General features: G+C 46.3%; 21 protein-coding genes and 1 pseudogene. 8 read left to right on the top strand and 14 right to left on the bottom strand.

Features of this window, described 5'->3' with window-relative positions; genetic code table 11:
* Window positions 1–69: 69 nt before the first annotated feature.
* The 9 genes and pseudogenes from xrtN to GSQ66_RS01515 form a co-directional block, all read right to left on the bottom strand.
* Window positions 70–1,329 (bottom strand): annotated as a pseudogene (gene xrtN, locus GSQ66_RS01475) (exosortase N); the annotation flags it as partial.
* Window positions 1,260–3,773 (bottom strand): XrtN system VIT domain-containing protein, encoded by a 2,514-nt coding sequence (locus tag GSQ66_RS01480; RefSeq protein ID WP_162425828.1) that lies wholly within the window; start codon window positions 3,771–3,773, stop codon window positions 1,260–1,262. The gene GSQ66_RS01480 and the pseudogene xrtN, both read right to left, overlap by 70 nt.
* Before the next feature lie 97 nt (window positions 3,774–3,870).
* Window positions 3,871–5,115 (bottom strand): DUF4153 domain-containing protein, encoded by a 1,245-nt coding sequence (locus GSQ66_RS01485; protein ID WP_162425829.1) that lies wholly within the window; start codon window positions 5,113–5,115, stop codon window positions 3,871–3,873.
* Between the two features lie 59 nt (window positions 5,116–5,174).
* Window positions 5,175–5,465: a hypothetical protein gene (locus tag GSQ66_RS01490; protein WP_238395778.1), complete on the bottom strand. Its 291-nt coding sequence runs from the start codon at window positions 5,463–5,465 to the stop codon at window positions 5,175–5,177.
* A 65-nt stretch (window positions 5,466–5,530) separates the two neighbouring features.
* Complete coding sequence (locus GSQ66_RS01495; RefSeq protein WP_162425830.1) at window positions 5,531–5,821, bottom strand: hypothetical protein; 291 nt, start codon at window positions 5,819–5,821, stop codon at window positions 5,531–5,533.
* 50 nt (window positions 5,822–5,871) lie between these two features.
* Complete coding sequence (locus tag GSQ66_RS01500) at window positions 5,872–6,204, bottom strand: hypothetical protein (protein ID WP_162425831.1); 333 nt, start codon at window positions 6,202–6,204, stop codon at window positions 5,872–5,874.
* A gap of 57 nt (window positions 6,205–6,261) precedes the next feature.
* Entirely contained in the window at window positions 6,262–6,597 is a 336-nt protein-coding gene (locus GSQ66_RS01505) for a potassium transporter KefB (RefSeq protein WP_162425832.1), read from the bottom strand.
* A 70-nt stretch (window positions 6,598–6,667) separates the two neighbouring features.
* Window positions 6,668–6,976, bottom strand: a complete 309-nt coding sequence (locus GSQ66_RS01510) for a winged helix-turn-helix domain-containing protein (protein WP_162425833.1) — start codon at window positions 6,974–6,976, stop codon at window positions 6,668–6,670.
* A gap of 7 nt (window positions 6,977–6,983) precedes the next feature.
* Window positions 6,984–7,607: a hypothetical protein gene (locus tag GSQ66_RS01515; RefSeq protein WP_162425834.1), complete on the bottom strand. Its 624-nt coding sequence runs from the start codon at window positions 7,605–7,607 to the stop codon at window positions 6,984–6,986.
* A 151-nt stretch (window positions 7,608–7,758) separates the two neighbouring features.
* Between GSQ66_RS01515 and GSQ66_RS01520 the strand changes: the two genes are divergently transcribed.
* From GSQ66_RS01520 to GSQ66_RS01530, 3 genes are all read left to right on the top strand, one after another.
* Window positions 7,759–8,541 carry an SDR family NAD(P)-dependent oxidoreductase gene (locus GSQ66_RS01520; RefSeq protein ID WP_162425835.1) on the top strand — a complete coding sequence of 261 codons (783 nt, stop codon included), beginning with the start codon at window positions 7,759–7,761 and terminating at the stop codon, window positions 8,539–8,541.
* 141 nt (window positions 8,542–8,682) lie between these two features.
* Window positions 8,683–9,312 carry a DsbA family protein gene (locus GSQ66_RS01525; protein WP_162425836.1) on the top strand — a complete coding sequence of 210 codons (630 nt, stop codon included), beginning with the start codon at window positions 8,683–8,685 and terminating at the stop codon, window positions 9,310–9,312.
* Window positions 9,313–10,482: 1,170 nt separating this feature from the next.
* Window positions 10,483–10,842: a DUF1801 domain-containing protein gene (locus GSQ66_RS01530; RefSeq protein ID WP_162425837.1), complete on the top strand. Its 360-nt coding sequence runs from the start codon at window positions 10,483–10,485 to the stop codon at window positions 10,840–10,842.
* Here the strand turns inward: GSQ66_RS01530 and GSQ66_RS01535 are convergent.
* From GSQ66_RS01535 to GSQ66_RS01550, 4 genes are all read right to left on the bottom strand, one after another.
* Complete coding sequence (locus GSQ66_RS01535) at window positions 10,829–11,743, bottom strand: cation diffusion facilitator family transporter (RefSeq protein WP_162425838.1); 915 nt, start codon at window positions 11,741–11,743, stop codon at window positions 10,829–10,831. The genes GSQ66_RS01530 and GSQ66_RS01535 overlap by 14 nt on opposite strands.
* Window positions 11,686–11,868: a hypothetical protein gene (locus GSQ66_RS01540; protein WP_162425839.1), complete on the bottom strand. Its 183-nt coding sequence runs from the start codon at window positions 11,866–11,868 to the stop codon at window positions 11,686–11,688. The genes GSQ66_RS01535 and GSQ66_RS01540 overlap by 58 nt, the downstream gene beginning before the upstream one ends.
* A gap of 113 nt (window positions 11,869–11,981) precedes the next feature.
* Window positions 11,982–12,575 (bottom strand): porin family protein, encoded by a 594-nt coding sequence (locus GSQ66_RS01545; RefSeq protein WP_162425840.1) that lies wholly within the window; start codon window positions 12,573–12,575, stop codon window positions 11,982–11,984.
* Window positions 12,576–12,789: 214 nt separating this feature from the next.
* Complete coding sequence (locus tag GSQ66_RS01550; RefSeq protein WP_162425841.1) at window positions 12,790–13,797, bottom strand: SWFGD domain-containing protein; 1,008 nt, start codon at window positions 13,795–13,797, stop codon at window positions 12,790–12,792.
* Between the two features lie 467 nt (window positions 13,798–14,264).
* On the opposite strand from GSQ66_RS01550, the gene GSQ66_RS01555 reads away from it, so the two are divergent.
* Complete coding sequence (locus GSQ66_RS01555) at window positions 14,265–14,657, top strand: Ig-like domain-containing protein (protein WP_162425842.1); 393 nt, start codon at window positions 14,265–14,267, stop codon at window positions 14,655–14,657.
* Window positions 14,658–14,733: 76 nt separating this feature from the next.
* Here GSQ66_RS01555 and GSQ66_RS01560 read toward each other — a convergent pair whose 3' ends face one another.
* Window positions 14,734–17,181: a type IA DNA topoisomerase gene (locus tag GSQ66_RS01560; RefSeq protein WP_162425843.1), complete on the bottom strand. Its 2,448-nt coding sequence runs from the start codon at window positions 17,179–17,181 to the stop codon at window positions 14,734–14,736.
* A 109-nt stretch (window positions 17,182–17,290) separates the two neighbouring features.
* Between GSQ66_RS01560 and GSQ66_RS01565 the strand changes: the two genes are divergently transcribed.
* The 4 genes from GSQ66_RS01565 (at window position 17,291) to GSQ66_RS01580 (ending at window position 19,918) form a co-directional block, all read left to right on the top strand.
* Entirely contained in the window at window positions 17,291–18,163 is an 873-nt protein-coding gene (locus GSQ66_RS01565) for a glycosyltransferase family protein (RefSeq protein WP_162425844.1), read from the top strand.
* Between the two features lie 86 nt (window positions 18,164–18,249).
* On the top strand, window positions 18,250–19,074 hold the full coding sequence (locus GSQ66_RS01570; RefSeq protein WP_162425845.1) for a metallophosphoesterase family protein: 825 nt from the start codon (window positions 18,250–18,252) through the stop codon (window positions 19,072–19,074).
* A 4-nt stretch (window positions 19,075–19,078) separates the two neighbouring features.
* The gene (locus GSQ66_RS01575) at window positions 19,079–19,693 is read left to right on the top strand and encodes a hypothetical protein (protein ID WP_162425846.1); all 615 of its coding nucleotides are present in this window, start codon (window positions 19,079–19,081) and stop codon (window positions 19,691–19,693) included.
* A 3-nt stretch (window positions 19,694–19,696) separates the two neighbouring features.
* Window positions 19,697–19,918, top strand: a complete 222-nt coding sequence (locus tag GSQ66_RS01580) for a DUF2905 domain-containing protein (protein ID WP_162425847.1) — start codon at window positions 19,697–19,699, stop codon at window positions 19,916–19,918.
* Window positions 19,919–20,002: the final 84 nt, after the last annotated feature.

Genomic DNA, 20,002 nt, shown 5'->3' on the forward strand with positions numbered 1-20,002 from the left:
TACATTTATTAACCTGAATTTGGCTTCCCCTTTCAGCATGCGGCTGCGCCAGTCCCATTGGTCTATGGTTCTGTGTTGCCCGTTATCCATCCACCAGGCGGTGTAAAGGGTATCTTTCCCTTTTTGTAGTTCCCCTATGTACACGCTATAGTTGCCGACCTGCCGCTGCTGCACATGCCTGAATTTATAGCCGCTTCCTTCCCAGCAGATTAAGGGGTGATGCTCGGTGGAGTAAAAAGCCTGCACCGGCTTCAGGTAAACCAACACGTTTTCGTTGCTGTACCTGGTAACGCCGTTCTCCAGCGTGTCAGCCTGAAATCCGTTTAGTTGTGGTATAGTTTGTTCCAGTGCTAATACCGGTTTTTCACTTTTAATCGTCAGCCCGGTTCCGGTCAGCATCAGAAGCATCAGGTAATTCAGTAGCAACGAGCCTCTTAAACTGATACCTGACCTTCGGGGTACATTCTGGGTTGTTTCAGACAGGTATTGTGCCAGCCATTTTGCCGTAAAATAAAAGGGCACGAGGGCATAGACCAGTAAGCAAAGCAAGCCTAACACCTCGTGAAGCGGGTTTCCGGGCAAGATCTTAAACCAAACCAGCAGCAGAATGCGCAGTAAGTTGGCTACCAGGTTCAGAAGCAGCATAAAACCCAGCATCATCCCGATAAACCAGATTGGCAATATTTTCTGATAAGTCTTTTGCAAATGCGCCAGTATAAATACAGCCAGGATCAGGGCCAGCGACAGCATTGACAATCCTGCACAAGCCGGGTCCACAGAAAATTCTTCTCCGTTTACCAGGATGATGTTACCAGCAGCTTCGGCCTGTTTCTCCATGGTGTTGAGCATGGCTACAGCCCAGGTAGTTAACTGCATCCGGAGTGGGAAACTGATAATTTTAGCGATGTACTTAAAGATAGGCGAGGCCACCACAAGCAAAAGAACCGGGTAAATGGAAATCCTGCCAACTATAAGCTGAGTTCCACACCAGAGCGCCACCACCAAAGTAAAGAAGTATATGGTGCTGTTTTGCAGCGTAGCCGCCAGCATAGCAAGTGCTATAGTTGCAATTAACAAGATTGGTGAGAAGGACTTTTGCGACTGCACCTGTGCAACAAAAGGCACAAGAACTATAGCCAGCAACCATTGGCTGTCCCAGAGCAGGTACCCGCCCAGGAAAAAGCCCCCAATCAACAGGTACAGACCCAAAACAATCGCAGGAATCAATAGTTGCTCCTTAGGCCTCAAAGCGGTTAACTTCATCTCAGAAAATATGGTTTTAAGGTGAAGTACCCAATGATGAGTGCTGCCAGGATGATGAGTGCCCATTCTTCAGGTTCCGGTACTGCGCCCGAGCCGTTCATACTGGCATTTCCCAGGCTGTCTTTACTTTTCTGGATGTCGAAGCGCTCGTAATCTGCCTGTGTTTCCAGAACGATCAGGCTGGATACCGGGCTCACGATGTTGGCCTGAGTAGCTTCCGCTATCAGCTTATCTTCTATAAAATCTTTGCTGAAATAACGGGCCCCGATCTGCTGTAACACATGATTGTAAGCAAACAGGCGTAGCAAATGGTCCGGGGCAGTACCTCCGGCTATCGTTGTGTTTTCTTTAACTATAGCTAATCCCGATTCTCCTAATCGTACCGTGTTTTGATCTATAGTTGTGTTTATGAATTGCTGTTGCTGGAGTAACGTTACCAGTTGTCCGGCGTCGCCGTGCATTGGTGCAATTACGCGCAGCTCTTTCAGGCTTTTAAAATATGGCGACAGTTGCTGGCTAAGAGAGAAAATTCTTATAGTTGCCTGTTGAGGTAATGTCTCAGCCATTTGCTCTGCAAACGGGGTATCCTTCAGGTCGCTGAGGTTAGGGGAAATGCCGTTGCTTTTGCTGATGACCAGTGCCTGCTCCGGGTTTCTGATCTTGTGCAACGGGAAGAGGGAGTAGTTCTGTTGCTTGAGCAAACTGAACAGTTCTGCTTTGTTCAGCTCGTTCAGTTGCACCTGTTTACCGTCCCAGGCATACACCTGCTTTTGCTTTGCGATCTCCCAAATCTGATTAAACTCATTCTCTGACCAGCTGGCATTAATATCTAAGTAAAGTTGTTGCGGGGCAAAGGGTACAAGCTGTTGCGGGAGTTCTGTGATCCTATAGTTGTTACCGGCAAAACCGAAACTGCCACTTGCCAACGTAGGCGTGCTAAACTGAAGGCTCCATTCCTGGTTATAGTTTCCCTGGCGTTTGTACGCGTTGCTGCGCGTTAGTTTATAGTCTGTAGGCATTTTCAGGCCGCTCACGTTGTCATTCAAATACACCACAGAGGTTTCGGTGGCGCCCAGCGTACTTGGCCCGGTAAAGTAGATATTTTCATAAATGAGATTGTCGCCTTGCTGCTGAAGGGGAGAGGTTACCCCGATCTTAAACTGGCGTTCTTCTTCAGGCGTGCACGGGAACACCCTGACAGAAACCCTGTTGCCTTCCTGCCAGTGTACCACCGACGGGTCGCGGGCTTCTACGCCAACTATAGTTTTGTAAGCGGTTTGTGCTTTGCTTTTTGTCGTAAGGTACCCTTTTTCTTCGCGGCCATTTATCCAGAGCGAGAGCGAGGTAACTACGCTGCCTTCCGGCAGAAAGAAGGTATAGATCGCTTCCTGCTGGCTGTTGCTGTTGGTCATGTTGTTGTGCACGCGCAGTACCTTTTCGGTGTAAGCCATTCTATAGTTCGGGTAAATACGCACCTGGGATACCACATTGGCAGTACGCAGGTTATTGCCCGACCAAAGTCGCTCCTCGGCCTGGTGACGCGCATCGTACATGCTTTCCAGAATCTTTATCTTTTCCTTTCTGTCCAGGCTCGGCTCACCCAGCAACAGCACCGATAAGATCACCAGCGGGTCGTGGCGCTTTACTTCATCAAAATTCTCGCCGGGCATATCCCACATACTGAATTCAACAGCAGGCACCTGGTAAACTAGGTCGGTCTTCATGATGCGTTCAGTCAGGTAATCGGCTGGCAGTTGCTGGCTTAACTTCACCCAACGTGGCAGCGTTTCATTCTCCTGGATCACATAATCGTTGCCGCTGAAAGTTATCTGTTCGTTGCGGTTCTGCCACTGCCAGATGTAAAAGACCCCGAAAAGAATAGGGAAGGCAGCACCCGCCACAAAACTTCGCAGGTATTGCCGTTTCTCGGAAGCAGCTTTGTACACACTAAAACCCAAGGCAATTACCACCCAAAGCGGAACATAGGTATGCAACGAGATACCTAATGCCAGCACCCCGAAAATACTGACAATGTAAAGCGGCAGCAGGTAAATGGCATAATAGACCCAAAGGATTGATCCGGCACCAAGTATAAAAAGCAAAAATTGATTCAGGCGTTTCGGGAACCGCTCTCGGAAACTATAGATCATTAGCGACACGCAGAAGAGCGTAATAAACGCCTCCAGCCAGGGAACAGAATCCTGGAAAATACTCATCTGCCGGTTAAGCGAGTAACAGCTGATGATAAAAAGTACCAGGTACAGATTTAGGTATTGCAGGTGCTGGAAAGGCCTTTTAAAAGAGAACACCCCCTGCGAGAGCATCATTACAAAATAGACGGCTGTCAAACTATAATTTATCCAGAAAAGGCCGAAAGCTGCTTCATCAGTAGCACCAATGCCCCACTCCGGTAACATAAATAGCAGGAAGGAAACTATAATCAGCCCGACGCCAATAAACTTCAGTTTAAGGTCGGTTTTAACAGGGGTTTCTTTGGTCAGAGTTTTCATTTTTTTAGACATAGTTCCGGCATCCCACCACTTAAGCGCCGGGTAGATTGATACCTTATTTTGGAAGTGGTAAGGGAGTAGTTTTAAGTACTGCTATTTACTTAAACCCGAACAGCACCGGGAAGAGGAACACCACGATAACCACCCAGATAAAATACACCGGAAGGTAAGCGGCAATGGCTCTGCCTAAACTGGCAATGTCAGCTTTTTTGTTAATTGCCCTGAAAAGGGAGCCGGTAACCAGAATCAGGTTAAATAGTATCAGGATGTTGCTGCCCAAAACAGCCAGCCTGTTTGGCGTAATACCCCATTCCGAGATCCGGAACATGATAGCCGACAAGGCAATGCTGTTTACAACAATAGTAACTATAGCCAGCAAAAACAGGATCCAGGTACTGGTAGCGTCCCGCTCTTTCCCGGAGTTATCGGCAATCGAGAAAAAGATAAGTGCCATTACGCCAATCAGCAGCACATTGAACAGGATCAGGAAATCGCGGTCGTTGTAAGGATCTTTGCCGGAGAAGGGAATTGCGATGAGGTAAACGGTTAGCATGATGAGCACCAGCGGACTGAAAATTTTGGCGATGACCGGAGATACTTTGTTTACCAGTTGGGGGTTGGTTTGGGTAAGGTGCGTGGCAACTACAGGGATGGCAGCAGCCCCGAACACGGCAATATATTCCGCATAAAACTGCTCAATCTGCAGACCGATAATGGCGAAAAGGCCAATGGTAATGCCTGTCAGGAGCACGCCGGCAATTACCAGTAGCGCCGTCATTACCAGCAAATCACCATTGAACTTAAGATACCCCAGCCGCCTGCTATAGTTGCCGAATTCATTGCCGGTATAGGCAGCGCCCAGCACTGCCCAGAGCAGCAACGGAAGATGCAGACACGCAAGCATCAGCGTATCACTTTCTGTTGTGCCGGGCAGCAGGTTAATATAGATCAGTGACACAACTATAGTAGCGGCAAGTAGCACGATCCTGTTTGTTTGCAGGTTGTTCTTCCAGGCAAAGTAAGCCGTCAGCAGTGGGAAAACGATGAAGCCGATGTTGCGGGAATAAAAAAATTCTTCCTCTACAGGCAGGTAAGCCGGTATTTTGGCTATTAATCCTGCCACCAAAGATGCCAATACTACCAGCAGCAGATCCCGTCGGGTGCCCCAGGAAATATCGTCGCTCTCGTAACGGAGACGTTCGTGCCAGAAATCTGCAAGCGGGTTGCCTTTCAGGTCGGGGTAAATTGCTCTGAACTCCTGTGTAAAAGGTGCCCGGTTGTTTCGGTATAGTTTTTCGAGCTGGCCCGGGTCGTTGAGATGGGTTCGTATTTCGTTTTTCATGGCTGATGCTTCTGTGCTGTAGAAAGTATAGTTTGCCTGAACCTGTTAATTCCCTGGTTCTATAGTTTATCGATCATATCTCCCAGATCACTTACACCCAGGGTAAACATGATCAGCACGATGCCCAATATGATCTTAACTATAGCGGGAAGCGCAAAACCAAGCTTCTTTCTGAAATAGGTATTGACAGGCGGAAGGTAAATCAGCGAGATGAGCAGGTAGGCAATTCCCGGAACAGGATGCACCAGGAACAGATTCAGAATGCCGATTATGATAACGAGGAGTCCAAAGAGCCAGCCGGCAATATTCCATATAGTTGGTTTGTTATCCGATGCCATTTTATTTTCCATGAGCTTTTAGTTTTAATGTTGTATGAATTTCAGTTTACTTTAGTCTTTTAACTTCTGGTTTAAGCTCAGCTTCCGGCAAATGGCGACCCGAAAATACCGACTGCCAGTTCAGCCCAGATCAGGAAGAGCACCACCAATGCCAAAGCAATCAGGCCAATGCGATAATCCCTGTTTCGTACTTTCCTGATTACCAGCTCTACCACCAGCCCCGTACTGAGCAGCAGCACGCCCATCACAATAAAATCAAACACACCCCAGTCTACTTCATTTGTAAACTGCATCGCTATCAGCGGAATAGATAGAATAAGTGCTACTCCGAGCACAATACCGATAAGTCTTTTGTTTTGCGTTACCATAATTATTCTGTTTTAAGTTTTAAAATTGTTTTAGTTATTGTTACTATAGTTTAGAATGAATTTGTCATCAACTCGACCTTATCGAATAGTTCACCCACGCCCGTGGCCGCCCAGATAATAAAGAGCCCCACCAATGTCTTTACTAACCACATTTTAGGAATCGTAAAGCCAGTCATTTTCCGGACGATATCATCATTTACAGGAAGGAAATAGAGGAGGGAAAGCAGTACTATAAAAATCCCGAAACCCGGGTCGTTTCCCCAGAAGCAGTTCACGATGCCTATGGTAAAAAAGAGCAGGCCAAAAGTCCAGCTGATGATCGTTGGCGCAGTAAAGCCGTCGTTGGCTGCTGTTTCATGCGGGAGTTTTTCTTCGGTTGTCATGCCATTGTGGTTTTAAGGTTAACCCGATGTTTTTGAGGTAGATGAGCAGGAGAGTGGCTAGTCCCACATAGTGCCTGCTAACCCCAGAACAGTCCCGAGCCAGAGCACAATCATAAATACCACCAGGCTGATTAAATAGGCTATTATCTCTCTCCAGCCACCCTGAGCCCGCAGATGGTCCATGTTGTAATAGAACAATCCGCCAAGTGCTCCTGCAGCCGGAACAACAAGCACTGGTCTTATCCACCATAGTTGAGGCCAGTTCGGTTCAGGCTCTCCTCCAAGCACGAAGAACAGGCTTACAAACAAACCTACTCCTGCGCCTATCAGCATCAGTTTTCCTACTGCTACCGGATGAACCGGCTGGTTTTGGTATTCACTTTTTTCTTTCATGGGAATCGTGTTTAAAATTTTTAGATTCTTAAAGTACTTTGAAATGCAAAGTTAATCTGCAAAAAAAATATCAGTTGTCTTTCCGGTTGTTTAAAATCAGCTGCTCCAGTGCATCTAAATGGTTATTAAAAGCTTTGCGGCCGGCCTCAGTTGCGTGGTAGGTGGTGTTCGGCTTGCGGCCTACAAACTGTTTTTCTACACGCAGATAATCCGCTTCTTCCAGGGCACGCAAGTGGCTGGCAAGGTTCCCGTCTGTTAATTGCAGGGTATCTTTCAGTGTACTAAAGTCCACACGGTCTTCCACCATCAACACCGACATAATGCCTAGTCTTGCCTTACTTTCGAAGGCCTTGTTTATATTTTCAAGATAATCTTTCACAGGTCTGCTAGCGTTCGTATTTGAAGTACACCAGCGTACCATACACAATGTGCAGTACTCCAAAGCCCAATGTCCAGGCTAATAAACCATACCCCACAAAAAAGCTGGCTACAAGCCCAACTACAATCTCCATTATTCCCAGATACCGAATGTCGCTCAGGGTATACTTGCTGGCGTTCAGCAAAGCAAAACCATAAAATATAAGCATTACCGGAGCCACCAGATACAGCAGATCATGATAGAACAACACGGCACAAAAAACGCCGCCAGCTGCCAACGGTATAAACAGGTTTATCAGCATGCGCTCCGTTTTGCTATCCCAGACGCGGTGGCTGTTCTTTTTTGCATTTCGTGCCGTAAAATACGTAGCCGAGCTAAGCGCAAGTATAAACACGATGCCCGCTACCGATAGTATAAAAAAGATGGCTTCTCTTGTAAGCGTAAGCCCCATGATCTCATTGTATACTATATTATGCGTAACCAGGTACCACTTCACAACCGCTGCCCCCAATAGCGCCGAAACACCCGCTGCTACGCCCGAAAGTCCGCTAAGCGAAATAAACCGGGAAGAGCGATCCATGATCTTTCGGATCTCGTGCAGTTCTGCTAATTGGTCTTGCTGTTGGTTCATGTTTAAAGTGCTTTGAGTTTCAAAGTTAATAATCCTTTACGTAATGTCAAGTATCGTGGATGAAATATTTTATAAAATCTATACCTTATGCTTGTTATTGATAACCCAAAGGCTAAACTATAGTTAGTATACCATACACATCTAAGGATTTATGACCACTGCATACTATAAAAATAAAACCGTTTTAATAACCGGAGGTGCGCAAGGCATTAGCCTGGGCATGGCGCAGGCTTTTGCCCGCGAGGGTGCAAATGTAGTTATAACCGATGCCGATAAAGAAGCCGGACAGGAAGCTGTGGAAAGATTGCTGAAAGAGAAGCTGAAGGTTGTTTTTATGGCTTGCGACATCAGTCAGGAGCATGAAGTGGCAGCGTTGATGCAGCAGGTAGGGGAGAACTATACGCAATTGGATGTGCTCATTAACAATGCTGGCATCGCTGATCCGTTCATAGGCGATCTGGATGAAATGCTGCTTTCGGAGTTTGATAGCATTCTGGCAGTTAATCTGCGTGGTCCGGTGCTGTGTTGCAAGTATAGTTTACCGCTATTGCGTAAAGCTGAACATGGGGCCATACTCAATATAAGCAGCACGCGGGCGTTTATGTCGGAACCCAATACGTTTGCCTATTCTGCCTCTAAAGGCGGCCTTGAAGCGCTAACCCATTCGCTTGCCATAAGCCTGGCCCAGGACAGGATAAGAGTAAATGCCATTGCACCTGGCTGGATAGAAACAGGAGAGTGGCAGAAAAAAAGCCGGAAATATAAACCGCAGCACACCAAAGACGACAAAGAACAGCACCCGGTTGGCAAGGTGGGTACCCCGGAAGATGTAGCCGAAGCAGCCCTTTTTCTTTGCTCCGATAAAGCAGGTTTTATTACCGGTCAAAGTATAACTATAGACGGAGGCATGTCCGTAAAAATGATCTATAAGTAGAATAACGGATTCATTTTCTTTAACAACTATTTAATTTTTAAGGCTGAAACACCGATACAAATAACCGTCTTCCGTTCAATTCATAAAACCTACCTGCACCTGCTCTGGTACACTATAGGCAACACAAGAACAGCTTAGTTTATGGTACAGTCTGCTACAACACCTGCTATAATGTACGTTACCAACCCGATGTGTGCCTGGTGCTATGGTTTTACAGCTGTGGTGCGCAGGCTGGCCGCCTTGTGGCGGGGCAGGTTACAGGTGCAGGTGCAGGTAGGCAACCTGCAGGCATATGCCACAGAGCCACTTACCCGCGAAGAACGGGAGCGCCTGGCTACCAACTGGCACTGGGTGCAGCAACGAACACACCTCCCGTTTGATTTCCGGTTTTTCCTGCAAAAAAACTACATATTTGCTACCGAACCCGCCTGCAGGGCTTTGTTATGTATGCGTTTGCTAAAGCCGGTACTAACCCTGGAGGTACTTCGTGCCATGCATTCGGCTTTCTTTGCCGATGGCCTGGATCTGAAAGACACAGCAGTCCTGGTGCGTATTGCCGGAATTTTTGGTGTATCAGAGAATCTGTTTCTTGCTTTGTTTGAGTCGGATGAAGTGATGCAGCAGTTAGATAATGAGTTTGATTTTATTGCCAGTTTGGGGGCTACTAATTTCCCAAGTGTTTACCTCCAGACCCGGTATGGTGCACAGCTGATCGCAAAGGGTTTTTGCCAGTTGGATGAGTTGGAACAAAGGCTTTTAACACATTTATAGTTTTCCTATGATATAGCTTTCCTCTGTCATTTCGAGCAAAGTGAGAAATCTGAGTCTATAGTTCCTGGTTTGTTATCCTAAGCGTTAGCCGAAGGATCTTATGTGTGCTATAGTTTCACTTTTGTCATTTCGACGTCAGGAGAAATCTGGGTTCTATAGTTTGCCACTCTACTTTTCAAACCTAGCCTTTTCCTTCATAGCCTTCTTTAATCCTGGGAGCTTTACTTACCTATAGTTCTATAGTTAGCTTTGGTGCCCTCACGGCCGGGAGGCCCCGTCTTCGGGCATCGCGCTGCTGCTTTCTTGCTACCCTCGCTCTGCTCGGGTTGCCTGACGACACCGCAACAAAGCAAAGGCGCTCAACCCAAAGACTGTGATCAGTTCGATAGCTATAGTTGCTATAGTTTGAATTGCTATAGTTGCATCGCTTTATCGTGGTTATATTTTCGTAGGGACAGGTAAACCTGTCCTGTCTGTGGCTGGACTGCAACTATAGCTAATTCAGATTTCTCCTTATAGTCGAAATGACAGTAGGGCAAGCAGTAGCAGAAAGCCCCCTTTGAAGGGGGCAGGGGGATGACAAACGGAAACTATAGAACTATAAAACCAACTATAGCAACAGCCGGAATTCCCCTCTTGGGAGGGGCAGGGGTGGGTTAAAACAGCAACTATAAAACAGTAACCTGAACTATAGCGACAGCTCAAAAGCTCCTTCCCCTGTTTTGGGGGTAGGGGCCCTCTTTTAAAGAGGAAGGCTGGGAAGGGGTAAAACGCCAACTATAGAATTATATCTGCAACTATAGCAATTCCCTTTATCCCAGAAATCCTTTAAATCTCCCTTAATCGCGGTTCAGACAATGCCTGCCCCTGGCGGGCCAGTTGCGTCAGGAGACGCAACCCCATCGTAAGACACGAGCGAGGTCGCTCGCGCCAGCGCTACGTAACTATAGAACTATGGCTCCTCTTTAATTTTCTTTCCTGTTTTGGGGTTGGGCCCTATTCGAAAGGGAGAGGGACGGGCTGGGGTAAAGCTCCGGGAGAGACGGATTAAAACAGCAACTATAAAATGAATGCCTCAGCAATATCAAGATGCAGAAATATTGACAATAATATTAAAAAAGCCGTATATTTAGGTGTTAGTAACAAGCTTACAAACCACTGCGGATAACTATGAGAACCAAGGCTACCACAAATCAGGTGGATGAATACATCGAGAAACTGAATCCTGAAAAAGTACATTTGGCGCAGGAAATCCGCCGCATCATACAGGGGTCGGTGTCGCACCTGGAAGAATGCGTGCGCTGGGATTACCCGTGTTATTTCTTCTATGGTCCTGTTTGTTATTTCGCATCATCACGCAGTGGCATTCACTTTGGCTTCTTCAGGGGCAAAGAGCTCTCAGACCCGGCCCGCCGACTGGTTAGCCGCAATGGCCAGCCTTTTCACATCAAGATCCGCACAACCGATGATATTGACGAAGCCTACTTTGGCGAGCTGATCCGCGAAGCCGTACTACTTAATCAGAATTAGGATTACTGCAGTCCTCGTGCTCGCACTCATACCCCGGCACTTCCAGCTCTACTGTTACATGTTGCACAGCCAGGTCAGCCATTAATTCCCGAATCCTGGTTTTTATAGTTTCAGTTTGCTCCAAGAGCAGGTTTTCTGATATTACAGCGTGTAGTGTCAGTACATTGTAGGTTCCATCCAGTGTCCAGCTATGCAGGTCGTGTATCGATTGTATTTCCGGTAGCGCAAGCAACCGTTTCTGCACTTCATCGAGGTTAATATTCAGGGGCGTGCCCTGCAGCAGTATCTTCATACTCTGGCGCAGGTTCTTTACTACATTGTAAAGTACGTAACATGTAATGCCTATCGATAACAGTGGATCAATAGCAGGCCAGTTAAAAAAATAAAGAAAAATACCGCCAACCAGCACCGCCACCCAGCCAAGTACATCTTCCATTAAATGCAGGCGCACTACCCGCTCGTTTATAGAACTATCGCCTTTTAACCTGAGCACCGCAGCCCCATTCACAACTATACCTAAAATGGCAAAACCGATCATGCCGACAGCATTCACCGGCTCCGGGTTCCAGATGCGTGGAATAGATTCGGAGAGGATAATAAAGGAACCTGCCAGCAGGATAACCGAATTAACAACGGCACCCAGTAGCGAGAAACGTTTGTACCCATACGAGAAACTACGGTCGCTCCCTTTCTTGGATAGCTTCTCGAAGTACCAGGCCAAACCCAGGGAGAGCGAATCACCCAGATCATGCAGGGCGTCTGACATTACGGCAACGCTGTTTATCCAGAAACCACCTATAAACTCCAGTATGGTAAAACCCAGGTTCAGGAAAAAAGCTACTTTTATGTTGCTGCCGCCATGGTGGTGATGTGCGTGGTCTTGAGAATGGTTGTGTGCCATAGTTTAAACAACGTAACGAACGTGCTTTTGATGTTTGCGCTTAACTTTAGTAGCTGTAAAGGTAAGATGCTATAAATGCGGATATAGCCCATAAGCATTACAAATACAATTAAAGTGTTAGCCAAAGAAAGCGAATTGTTTTGATTTTTTAGCCAAAATCAACAGTAAACAGAAAAGCCCCGGTTTATGGCCGGGGCTTTTCTGTTTTTATGATCAGCAATTTCTGCGTGAAATCTTATTAATAGAACAGGTAGCTCAGCATCAGGAAAATAGTAGAGTTACGACGCTCCTGGCCTACAAACGGTCCTTCATCATCAATATCTTTCAGACCACCGGTATAGCGAACCTCCAGGCCAATATTGCTTGCGCCACGGTAACCAATACCAGCTGCATAACCCAGATCTATGCTATATGGATGGTCTGTTATATCGGTTTTTGTAGAAACTGTAGTATTGTTGTTAGTGGTTTCGGTTACACGTTTTGCTTTAACCATGAACGATGCCTGTGGGCCCAGGTCAAAGAACAGGCCGCCAGCCGAAACATGCAGCAACAAAGGAACATCTACATAGTTTAATCTGAATCTGTCTTCGGTGCTGGCCGCTTCTCGCTGAGCTCCGCGGGAAGTATAGATCGCTTCCAGCTGTATTCCGATCAGTTCGTTTATGTGCTGCTGATAAAACAAGCCGGCTGCATAACCTACACGGTGATCATAGTTCTTTGCGTCATCGCCTTTGAAAGTAGCATACGTGCCACCAGCTTTAATGCCAAGCTGTTGTGCTGATACTGCAAACGTGAGCGAGAAAAAGCAAAATAATAGTACAATTTTTTTCATGAGTGTAATTTCTGATAGTTATGTATTCCACAGTCGTAGCCCTTGCTAAGGCATCAATTACATTAAAATAATGTAAATTTTAAGGGCAGCAAAAGTGCAAATAAAAAAGCCTTGCTGCAAAAATCAGCAAGGCTTTTTTGTGGAGTTTCATCCACTATTCAAATGTAGAAGCTACCATTGGTACCCGTAAGAATAACGGGGCCGGTTGTAAGCTCTACCACTCATAGTCTCTGCGCGATGATGATCCGTAAGAGTAGGGAGGCCCGCTATAGCTGCCTGATGACGATGATCTGCCGCTCCCATAGCGGTTGTAGTCGGTGTCATGTTCGCGGTCTCGCATCTCATCCATTCTTCTTCTGCGTTCTGCTTCTTCATCCCCGAACCATGATTTTATCTCATCGCCGGCACGGTCAAAAAAGCCACGGTCTTCGTCTCTGTCGCGGTAGCCTCTGCTATAGTCGCTGATGTTGCGGTCTCTGTCGTAGCTGCCTGATCCGTAGCTAGATGAGCCATAGCTTGAGCCTCTGTCTCTGTCATGGCTGCCTGAGCCATAACCGGTGCTCATGCTGCCATAAGAAGAGCCGCGGCCATAGTTAGAGGAACCTGATCCATAGTTGGAACTACCATAACCTGCGCTTCCAGAGCCATAGTTTGATGAACCATAGTTTGAGCTGCCAGAGCCGTAACGGTTGCCATGACTAGTGCCTGCACCGTAACTGCTGCCATATGAGCTTCTGCTTCTGTTATCGTCATCATCTGTCATGCGGTCCCAGGCATTCGAAACGCGGTTTTTTGTACGATCCCATGCATTTTCGATCTTGTCGCCTGCTCTGTCCCAGGTGTCGTGGCTGCTGCGGTCGTAGTCACTGCCGTAGCGGGAGCCTGATGTACCCATGTTTCTGTTATAGTTTGATGAGCCGTAGCCAGAAGAGGAGCCGTAACCAGAAGAGCCATAGCCCGAAGTACCGTAGTTGCTGCCCGAGCCATAGTTACTACCAGTAGATCCGGCAGAACGACCATACGTAGAACCGCTGCCATAACCTGAGCCTGAACTATAGTCGCGGCCGGTAGTTAGATTAGAACCTGTTCTGTTAGCTCTGTTTCTATAATCACTGCTGCTGCTATTTAAATTGTCGGAATAATAATTTCCGGACGAGCCTCTGGACTCAGTTCGATAGTTGTCGCTGTACGGGTTGTAACCCGAGTTTTCATAGCTTCTCATAGATTTTTTGGGTTTTCGATTAATAAAAAATACAAAACAATTGCTGCCCGGCAGTTGCCAATGCAACGTGCTTTTTTACGGTTCATTCAGCATTAAGTTATCTGAAGAACCAGTGGTCGGGTGTATTCATGAGCAGGTTACAACGATAGCTTTTGCACTGTAAACGGAGGGATTTAGCCATTTCAGTCAAATAAATCATGCACTGCTTTTACCGAATAAGCTGAACTACCTACCTGCTAATTACACGATACATAACAACTGACAAACCTTTATTTGAATTATTGTACTATGCTAACAATATAGTTTCTTTTGGATGGTTTTTTTAAAAATAATGTTCTTCTTAATTGACTGTAAATTAAATGGTTTGTACTTTGGTTTCACTTAAAAAGCGCGCGAACTTGAACTATTAAATGGTATTTTATAGTTGTAAGCTCTTTGAGAAGATTAACTTTTAGCCAATACATACCATGAGATTGAAAACAATACTGGCTTCTATGCTCGCCATAGTAGCCTTATCAGGTTGCGACGACCTGCTGGAAGAGGATAATATGGCACCAGATGGTTCTAACCCCAGCTTAACTATTAATAACCCAACTAATAACCAGTCTGTAAGCCAGGCAAAGGGACTTCGCATCTATGTTACAGCCGTAGATAAGGATGCCGTAAAAGTAGATGTTGCTGTAAAAGGTGATGAAACAAGTTTTATCACATACAGCAAAGTGTCACGCAAACATGTTGTTGATTTTGATACGCTTGTTTCTGTTGAAAACCTGGCACCTGGTACCTACCAGTTGGTGGTTCGGGCAACCGATGGCCGTACAAACGTTTCGGAAGAGCAGGTAAATTTTACCCTTCAATAAAGGCAAACAACTTTACTATACATAAACAGAATGGGCAACTATAGCAGTTGCCCATTCTGTTTATGTGCCAGGCGGATTAGAATTGGTATACTACCTGCCACTGGTCATTTATAGTTAGCGCTGCTTCAAAGGCATTACCGGTTTTATGCGATATAAAGCCTTTAATTTTCCCTGTTTTGCCTTTGGTAAGTAAAGTGGTGATCTGTTTTTCAGAAAGCGTTTTGCCGCCAATCTCAAATGGTACCTTAAACTGGCAACCTTCCCGGAAGCGACTGCAACCATACGCCGTACTTCCTTTCAGCATTTTGCCTTGCTTGCATCGCGGGCAGGTCGCAAACGGGTCGGCAGCAGGTTTCTTTTCCGCTACTTCTACCTGTATCTGCTGGCTATTCAGTTTCAGTATCCCGTCAAAGCTATTCCCATCGGCACCCTGCAAACCTTTTATAGTTGGCGTTTTGCCTTTTGTGAGCAGGGCGGTCACCTGTTTCTCGTTCAGCGGCTTGCCAAACTGCTCAATCGGAATTAAGAAGCGGCAGCCGTCTTTGTAGCGGATGCAGCCATACGCTGACGACCCTTTCACAATATAGCCTTGCTGGCAGGCAGGGCAGGAGCCAAGTCCCTGTGTTGGTGTTGCTGTTTTCTCTTTTGCTGCGGCTGGTTTTTTAGTTTTGGCTATAGTTGTGTTAGCTTTTGCCGGTGCAGCGGTGCTTGCCTGTGGTTCTATAGTTACCGTGGCGGTATCGTATTTTACTTCCTGCACCAGGCTAATTACAAAGTTCTGTAGTTCCTGCAAAAAGGCTTCAGCTTTAAACTCACCACCCTCAATCTGGCGCAGCTTCTTTTCCCATTGCCCGGTCATCTCCGCCGACTTCAGTGTCTGGTTTTTTATCACGCCAATCAGGTCAATGCCCATTTGTGTCGGGATGATCTTCTTTTTGTCTTTGCGGATGTACTGGCGTTTATAAAGTGTTTCGATAATAGCAGCACGGGTTGACGGTCGTCCGATTCCGTTCTCTTTCAGGGCATCTTTCAGCTCTTCGTCTTCCATCTGTTTTCCGGCAGTTTCCATGGCGCGCAGCAGTGTTGCTTCCGTGTACTCCTTCGGCGGATTGGTCATTTTCCTCTCCAGCAAAGGCTCGTGCGGCCCGTGTTCGCCTTTATCGAAATGCGGTAATACGCCGGTTGTTACTTCTTCAGCTTCGCCTTCTTTGGCAGGTGCATCCGGTTTAATATCTTCCGCACCATACAACACGCGCCAGCCCGGTTCCAGAATTTGCTTACCTCTAACTCTGAACGCATAGCCCGCCGACTCTGCATTAACAGTTGTGTTACTAACTATACAATCCGGGTAAAAAGCTGCTAAAAAACGACGCGTAATAATATCATATACATCCGCTTCGCGGCCATACAGTCCGTTGGCCGATGAACCGGTTGGAATAATGGCGTGGTGATCGGTTACTTTGTTATTATTGAATACTTTCTTGGTCTTCCGGATCTTATCCTGCAGCAGCGGTGCTACTTCATTTCTATAGTTGTCCAATCCCTGCAAAATGCCCGGAATTTTCGGGTAAATGTCATCCGGCAAATAGGTGGTATCTACACGCGGATAGGAAACCACTTTTTTCTCGTACAGGCTCTGCACGGTTTTCAGGGTCTCATCAGCAGACATACCCAGTTTGTTGTTGCATTCTATCTGCAGCGAGGTCAGGTCGAATAGGTTACGCGGTGCTTCGGTTCCTTTCTTGGTCTCTACGTCAGTTATAGTTAGTTCGGCCTGTTTAATGGCCTCCATAATCTTCTGGGCATCCTCCTCTTTCTGGAAACGGCCGTTGGTGCTGGCAAAGGTTACATCGCGGTAAACAGTTTTCAGTTCCCAGAAAGGCTGCGGCACAAAGTTGGCGATCTCGTGGTGGCGGTTAACCAGCATGGCCAGTGTAGGTGTCTGCACGCGACCAATAGATAAGGTCTGGCGACTACCGTTTGCATATTTCAGCGTAAACAGACGGGTAGCATTTAAGCCAAGCAACCAGTCGCCGATGGCGCGGCTTTTACCAGCCTGGTACAACAAGTCGAACTCAGAACCTTCACGAAGTTTGGCAAATCCCTGTCGTATGGCTTCCTCCGTAAGTGACGATATCCAGAGCCGTTTGAAAGGTTTTCTGTATTTGGCTTCGGTCAGTACCCAGCGCTGAATCACTTCTCCTTCCTGGCCGGCATCCCCGCAGTTTATTACTTCTTCGGCGTTATCTAAAAGTTGTTTGATGATCTTGAACTGCTTCTGCACGCCGCTGTCCTGCATCAGCTTAATGCCATACTGTTCCGGCAGCATAGGCAGGTCGTGTATGCTCCAGCGTTTCCATTCAGGGCGGTAATCGTCGGGTTCGCGCAGGGTGCAGAAGTGCCCGAACGTCCAGGTTACCTGGTAGCCGTTACCTTCAAAATAGCCGTCCTTCTTTGTTCTGGCCCCAATTACGTTGGCAATTTCGCGGGCCACACTCGGTTTTTCAGCAATGCAAACTTTCAAGCTCTTGTATCCTTTCTGGTATAACTATAGAATTCAAATTTAACGCTTTTATGCGGGAATCTGTACCTTTTAACTAAATTGCACGCTTACATCAGGCCACATTTTACACATGAAAGTAAGCGGTTTTACCTTTGTCCGGAATGCTATCAGGTACGACTACCCTGTAGTGGAAGCTATTAAATCTATACTTCCGGTGTGCGACGAGGTAGTAGTTGCAGTGGGCAATTCTGAAGATGACACGCTGGGCCTGATCCGGAGTATAGCTTCCCCCAAGATCCGTATCATTGAAACTGTCTGGGATGATTCGTTACGGGAGGGTGGGCGTGTGCTGGCCGAGGAAACCAACAAAGCTTTTGCCGCCATCTCGCCGGATGCTGACTGGGCCTTTTACATACAGGGTGATGAAGTAGTGCACGAGCAGTACCTGCCGGCAATAAAAAAGGCGATGGAACAGTATAAGGATGTTGCGAAAGTGGATGGCCTGCTGTTCAACTATAAGCACTTCTATGGATCTTACGACTTTGTTGGCGAATCGACGCGCTGGTACCGCAGGGAGGTACGGATAGTGAGAAACCGGAAAGATGTTTTTTCTTACCACGATGCGCAGGGCTTCCGGAAGGGAGAAAATGTGAAGCTGAATGTGAAGCTGATCGACGCTTTTGTGTACCATTATGGTTGGGTAAAAGACCCGCGTGCCATGCAGGACAAACAAAAAAGCTTTAACCGCCTGTATCATACCGACGAATGGGTTGAAAAGAACATTGCCACTGCCGATGAATTTGATTATTCAGGTGTAGACGCACTGGGGCTCTTTAAAGGTACACACCCGGCTGTTATGCAGGACCGCATAAACAGGATTAACTGGCAGTTTGATTACGACCTGAGTTTCCGCCGTTTCAGCCTGAAAGATAGGATCAGATTATTTGTAGAAAGCCTGACCGGTTACCGCCTGTGGGAATACAAAAACTATAAGCATATCTGATTTTAGGCTATTCCGGAGAATTATTTAATAACCGCCCAAACAAATAATTGCACTGCAGGTATATACTATCAAATATATACTTGTTTATGCATTTCAATAATTCCTTATCTGCCTGGCTCACTAAATTTTTAATGGTTGTGTTGGCTCTGCCAATGCTGTCCTGCGAAAAGTTTGAATACAGCCCCTATGAAGTACGGCTCGACAAAGATGAGCTACAGATAAATCAGCGTAATATCGACAAGATACAGGCACTGAACATTTCACCTTCCGAAGTCCTGCGATTTATACTCATCGCCGATACACAGGGTTTTTATGAAGAGAATGAAATACTGGTAAGTCACATTAACCGTAATTTTCCTGATGCAGATTTCCTGTTACTGGGCGGCGATATCACTGATTTCGGGCTGGTAAAGGAATTTACGATGGTGAACGACGAATTTAAAAAACTGAAAATGCCGTATGTGGCGGTAGTTGGCAACCACGATGCAATCAATAATGGCAAAGAGGTTTTTCAGGCGATGTATGGCAAATTCGACATCAGCTTTAAAGTAGCCAATAAAAAGTTTATTCTTCTGAACACCAACTACCTGGAGTTCGATAAAAAAGTGCCTGACCTGGTGTGGCTCGAAAATGAACTGAAAGATGCAGCCAGCTACGATCATGTTTTCGTAATGTCTCATATCGCACCTATCAGCAACGAATTTGGTAAGGAAAAAGCTGAAATTTATGAACGCCTCCTGAGCCAGTACAATGTTAGTTTCTCGTTGCACGGGCACAGCCATACCTACCAGTTTTATACCCCCGAAAACAGCACTGTTCCTCACCTTATAGCTGGCTCTACTGAAAAGCTGGAGTACATTGTTTTTACAGTGGCAGGGGATAAGGTGTCATTTGAACGCGTAAAAATTTAATACCTTGAAAGCGACTATAAAACAACTGCTGCTTTTTTTTACCTTTTCAGTAGCAGCCTTTACAAGTACTGCCGGTACCCTATCTGACAGCACAGATACAAAAAAACGAAAATGGTATGCTCCCGATGCGTTAACACTGCAATATGCCGGTAACCTGGGTATGTTTTCGGGTGGCGCAAACTATAAATTTTTGCATGATAAACTCAATGCAGAATTATTGTATGGGTACGTTCCCCGGTTTGATGCGGAAGAAGCACTGCACCTTCTCTCCTTTAAAGTGATTTATAAACCCTTAAAGAAAGTAGAACTCGGGAACGATTTTACTCTTACACCACTTCGAGCTAATCTTGCAGTCAGTTACCATTTCCGTAGCCAGTTCTCGTCTTCATGGGACAGTTCATATCCCGAGAATTATTACTGGTGGATAAGTAGTTTCAGGATGACAGGTGGGTTGGGCACAGCTATAAACAAGCGCATTGATGTTGGTCATTTTAAAGAGATCAGCTTGTATGGCGAAGTAGGAACCTATGACCTTATCGTAACCTCGGCCGTAAAAGATAAAACCGTAACAGCCTGGGATATTATGAGCTTTGGAGTAGGAACCAGCCTTAGTTTTTAAAATATGCAGCCTGCTGGAAAATATATAGTTATAGTTGGTGTGGTTATAGTTGTAGTCGGGTTACTGGTTTGGTTTGCAGGCGACAAGCTGAACTGGTTTGGCAACCTGCCCGGCGATGTAAAAGTGGAAAGGAAAAATGTCAGAGTTTATTTCCCCATCACCACTATGCTGCTGCTGAGCGCACTGCTTTCGTTGCTGTTATGGGTTTTCCGGAAGTTCTTCTAAACTATAGCTGTTTTCAGGTTTAACTATTGTTTCCTATCTTGGCAGGGCAAAATGAGCCTACATGTTTCCAAAGTTTAAACTGCA

The sequence above is a fragment of the Pontibacter pudoricolor genome, assembly GCF_010092985.1.
Lineage (GTDB): Bacteria > Bacteroidota > Bacteroidia > Cytophagales > Hymenobacteraceae > Pontibacter > Pontibacter pudoricolor.

Excerpts from the sequence above, each read along its gene's own strand:
- GSQ66_RS01480 (WP_162425828.1), bottom strand. The coding sequence starts at position 3,773 with ATGAAAACTCTGACCAAAGAAACCCCTGTTAAAACCGACCTTAAACTG.
- GSQ66_RS01485 (WP_162425829.1), bottom strand. The coding sequence starts at position 5,115 with ATGAAAAACGAAATACGAACCCATCTCAACGACCCGGGCCAGCTCGAA.
- GSQ66_RS01490 (WP_238395778.1), bottom strand. The coding sequence starts at position 5,465 with ATGGAAAATAAAATGGCATCGGATAACAAACCAACTATATGGAATATT.
- GSQ66_RS01495 (WP_162425830.1), bottom strand. The coding sequence starts at position 5,821 with ATGGTAACGCAAAACAAAAGACTTATCGGTATTGTGCTCGGAGTAGCA.
- GSQ66_RS01500 (WP_162425831.1), bottom strand. The coding sequence starts at position 6,204 with ATGACAACCGAAGAAAAACTCCCGCATGAAACAGCAGCCAACGACGGC.
- GSQ66_RS01505 (WP_162425832.1), bottom strand. The coding sequence starts at position 6,597 with ATGAAAGAAAAAAGTGAATACCAAAACCAGCCGGTTCATCCGGTAGCA.
- GSQ66_RS01515 (WP_162425834.1), bottom strand. The coding sequence starts at position 7,607 with ATGAACCAACAGCAAGACCAATTAGCAGAACTGCACGAGATCCGAAAG.
- GSQ66_RS01520 (WP_162425835.1), top strand. The coding sequence starts at position 7,759 with ATGACCACTGCATACTATAAAAATAAAACCGTTTTAATAACCGGAGGT.
- GSQ66_RS01525 (WP_162425836.1), top strand. The coding sequence starts at position 8,683 with ATGGTACAGTCTGCTACAACACCTGCTATAATGTACGTTACCAACCCG.
- GSQ66_RS01530 (WP_162425837.1), top strand. The coding sequence starts at position 10,483 with ATGAGAACCAAGGCTACCACAAATCAGGTGGATGAATACATCGAGAAA.
- GSQ66_RS01535 (WP_162425838.1), bottom strand. The coding sequence starts at position 11,743 with ATGGCACACAACCATTCTCAAGACCACGCACATCACCACCATGGCGGC.
- GSQ66_RS01545 (WP_162425840.1), bottom strand. The coding sequence starts at position 12,575 with ATGAAAAAAATTGTACTATTATTTTGCTTTTTCTCGCTCACGTTTGCA.
- GSQ66_RS01550 (WP_162425841.1), bottom strand. The coding sequence starts at position 13,797 with ATGAGAAGCTATGAAAACTCGGGTTACAACCCGTACAGCGACAACTAT.
- GSQ66_RS01555 (WP_162425842.1), top strand. The coding sequence starts at position 14,265 with ATGAGATTGAAAACAATACTGGCTTCTATGCTCGCCATAGTAGCCTTA.
- GSQ66_RS01565 (WP_162425844.1), top strand. The coding sequence starts at position 17,291 with ATGAAAGTAAGCGGTTTTACCTTTGTCCGGAATGCTATCAGGTACGAC.
- GSQ66_RS01570 (WP_162425845.1), top strand. The coding sequence starts at position 18,250 with ATGCATTTCAATAATTCCTTATCTGCCTGGCTCACTAAATTTTTAATG.
- GSQ66_RS01580 (WP_162425847.1), top strand. The coding sequence starts at position 19,697 with ATGCAGCCTGCTGGAAAATATATAGTTATAGTTGGTGTGGTTATAGTT.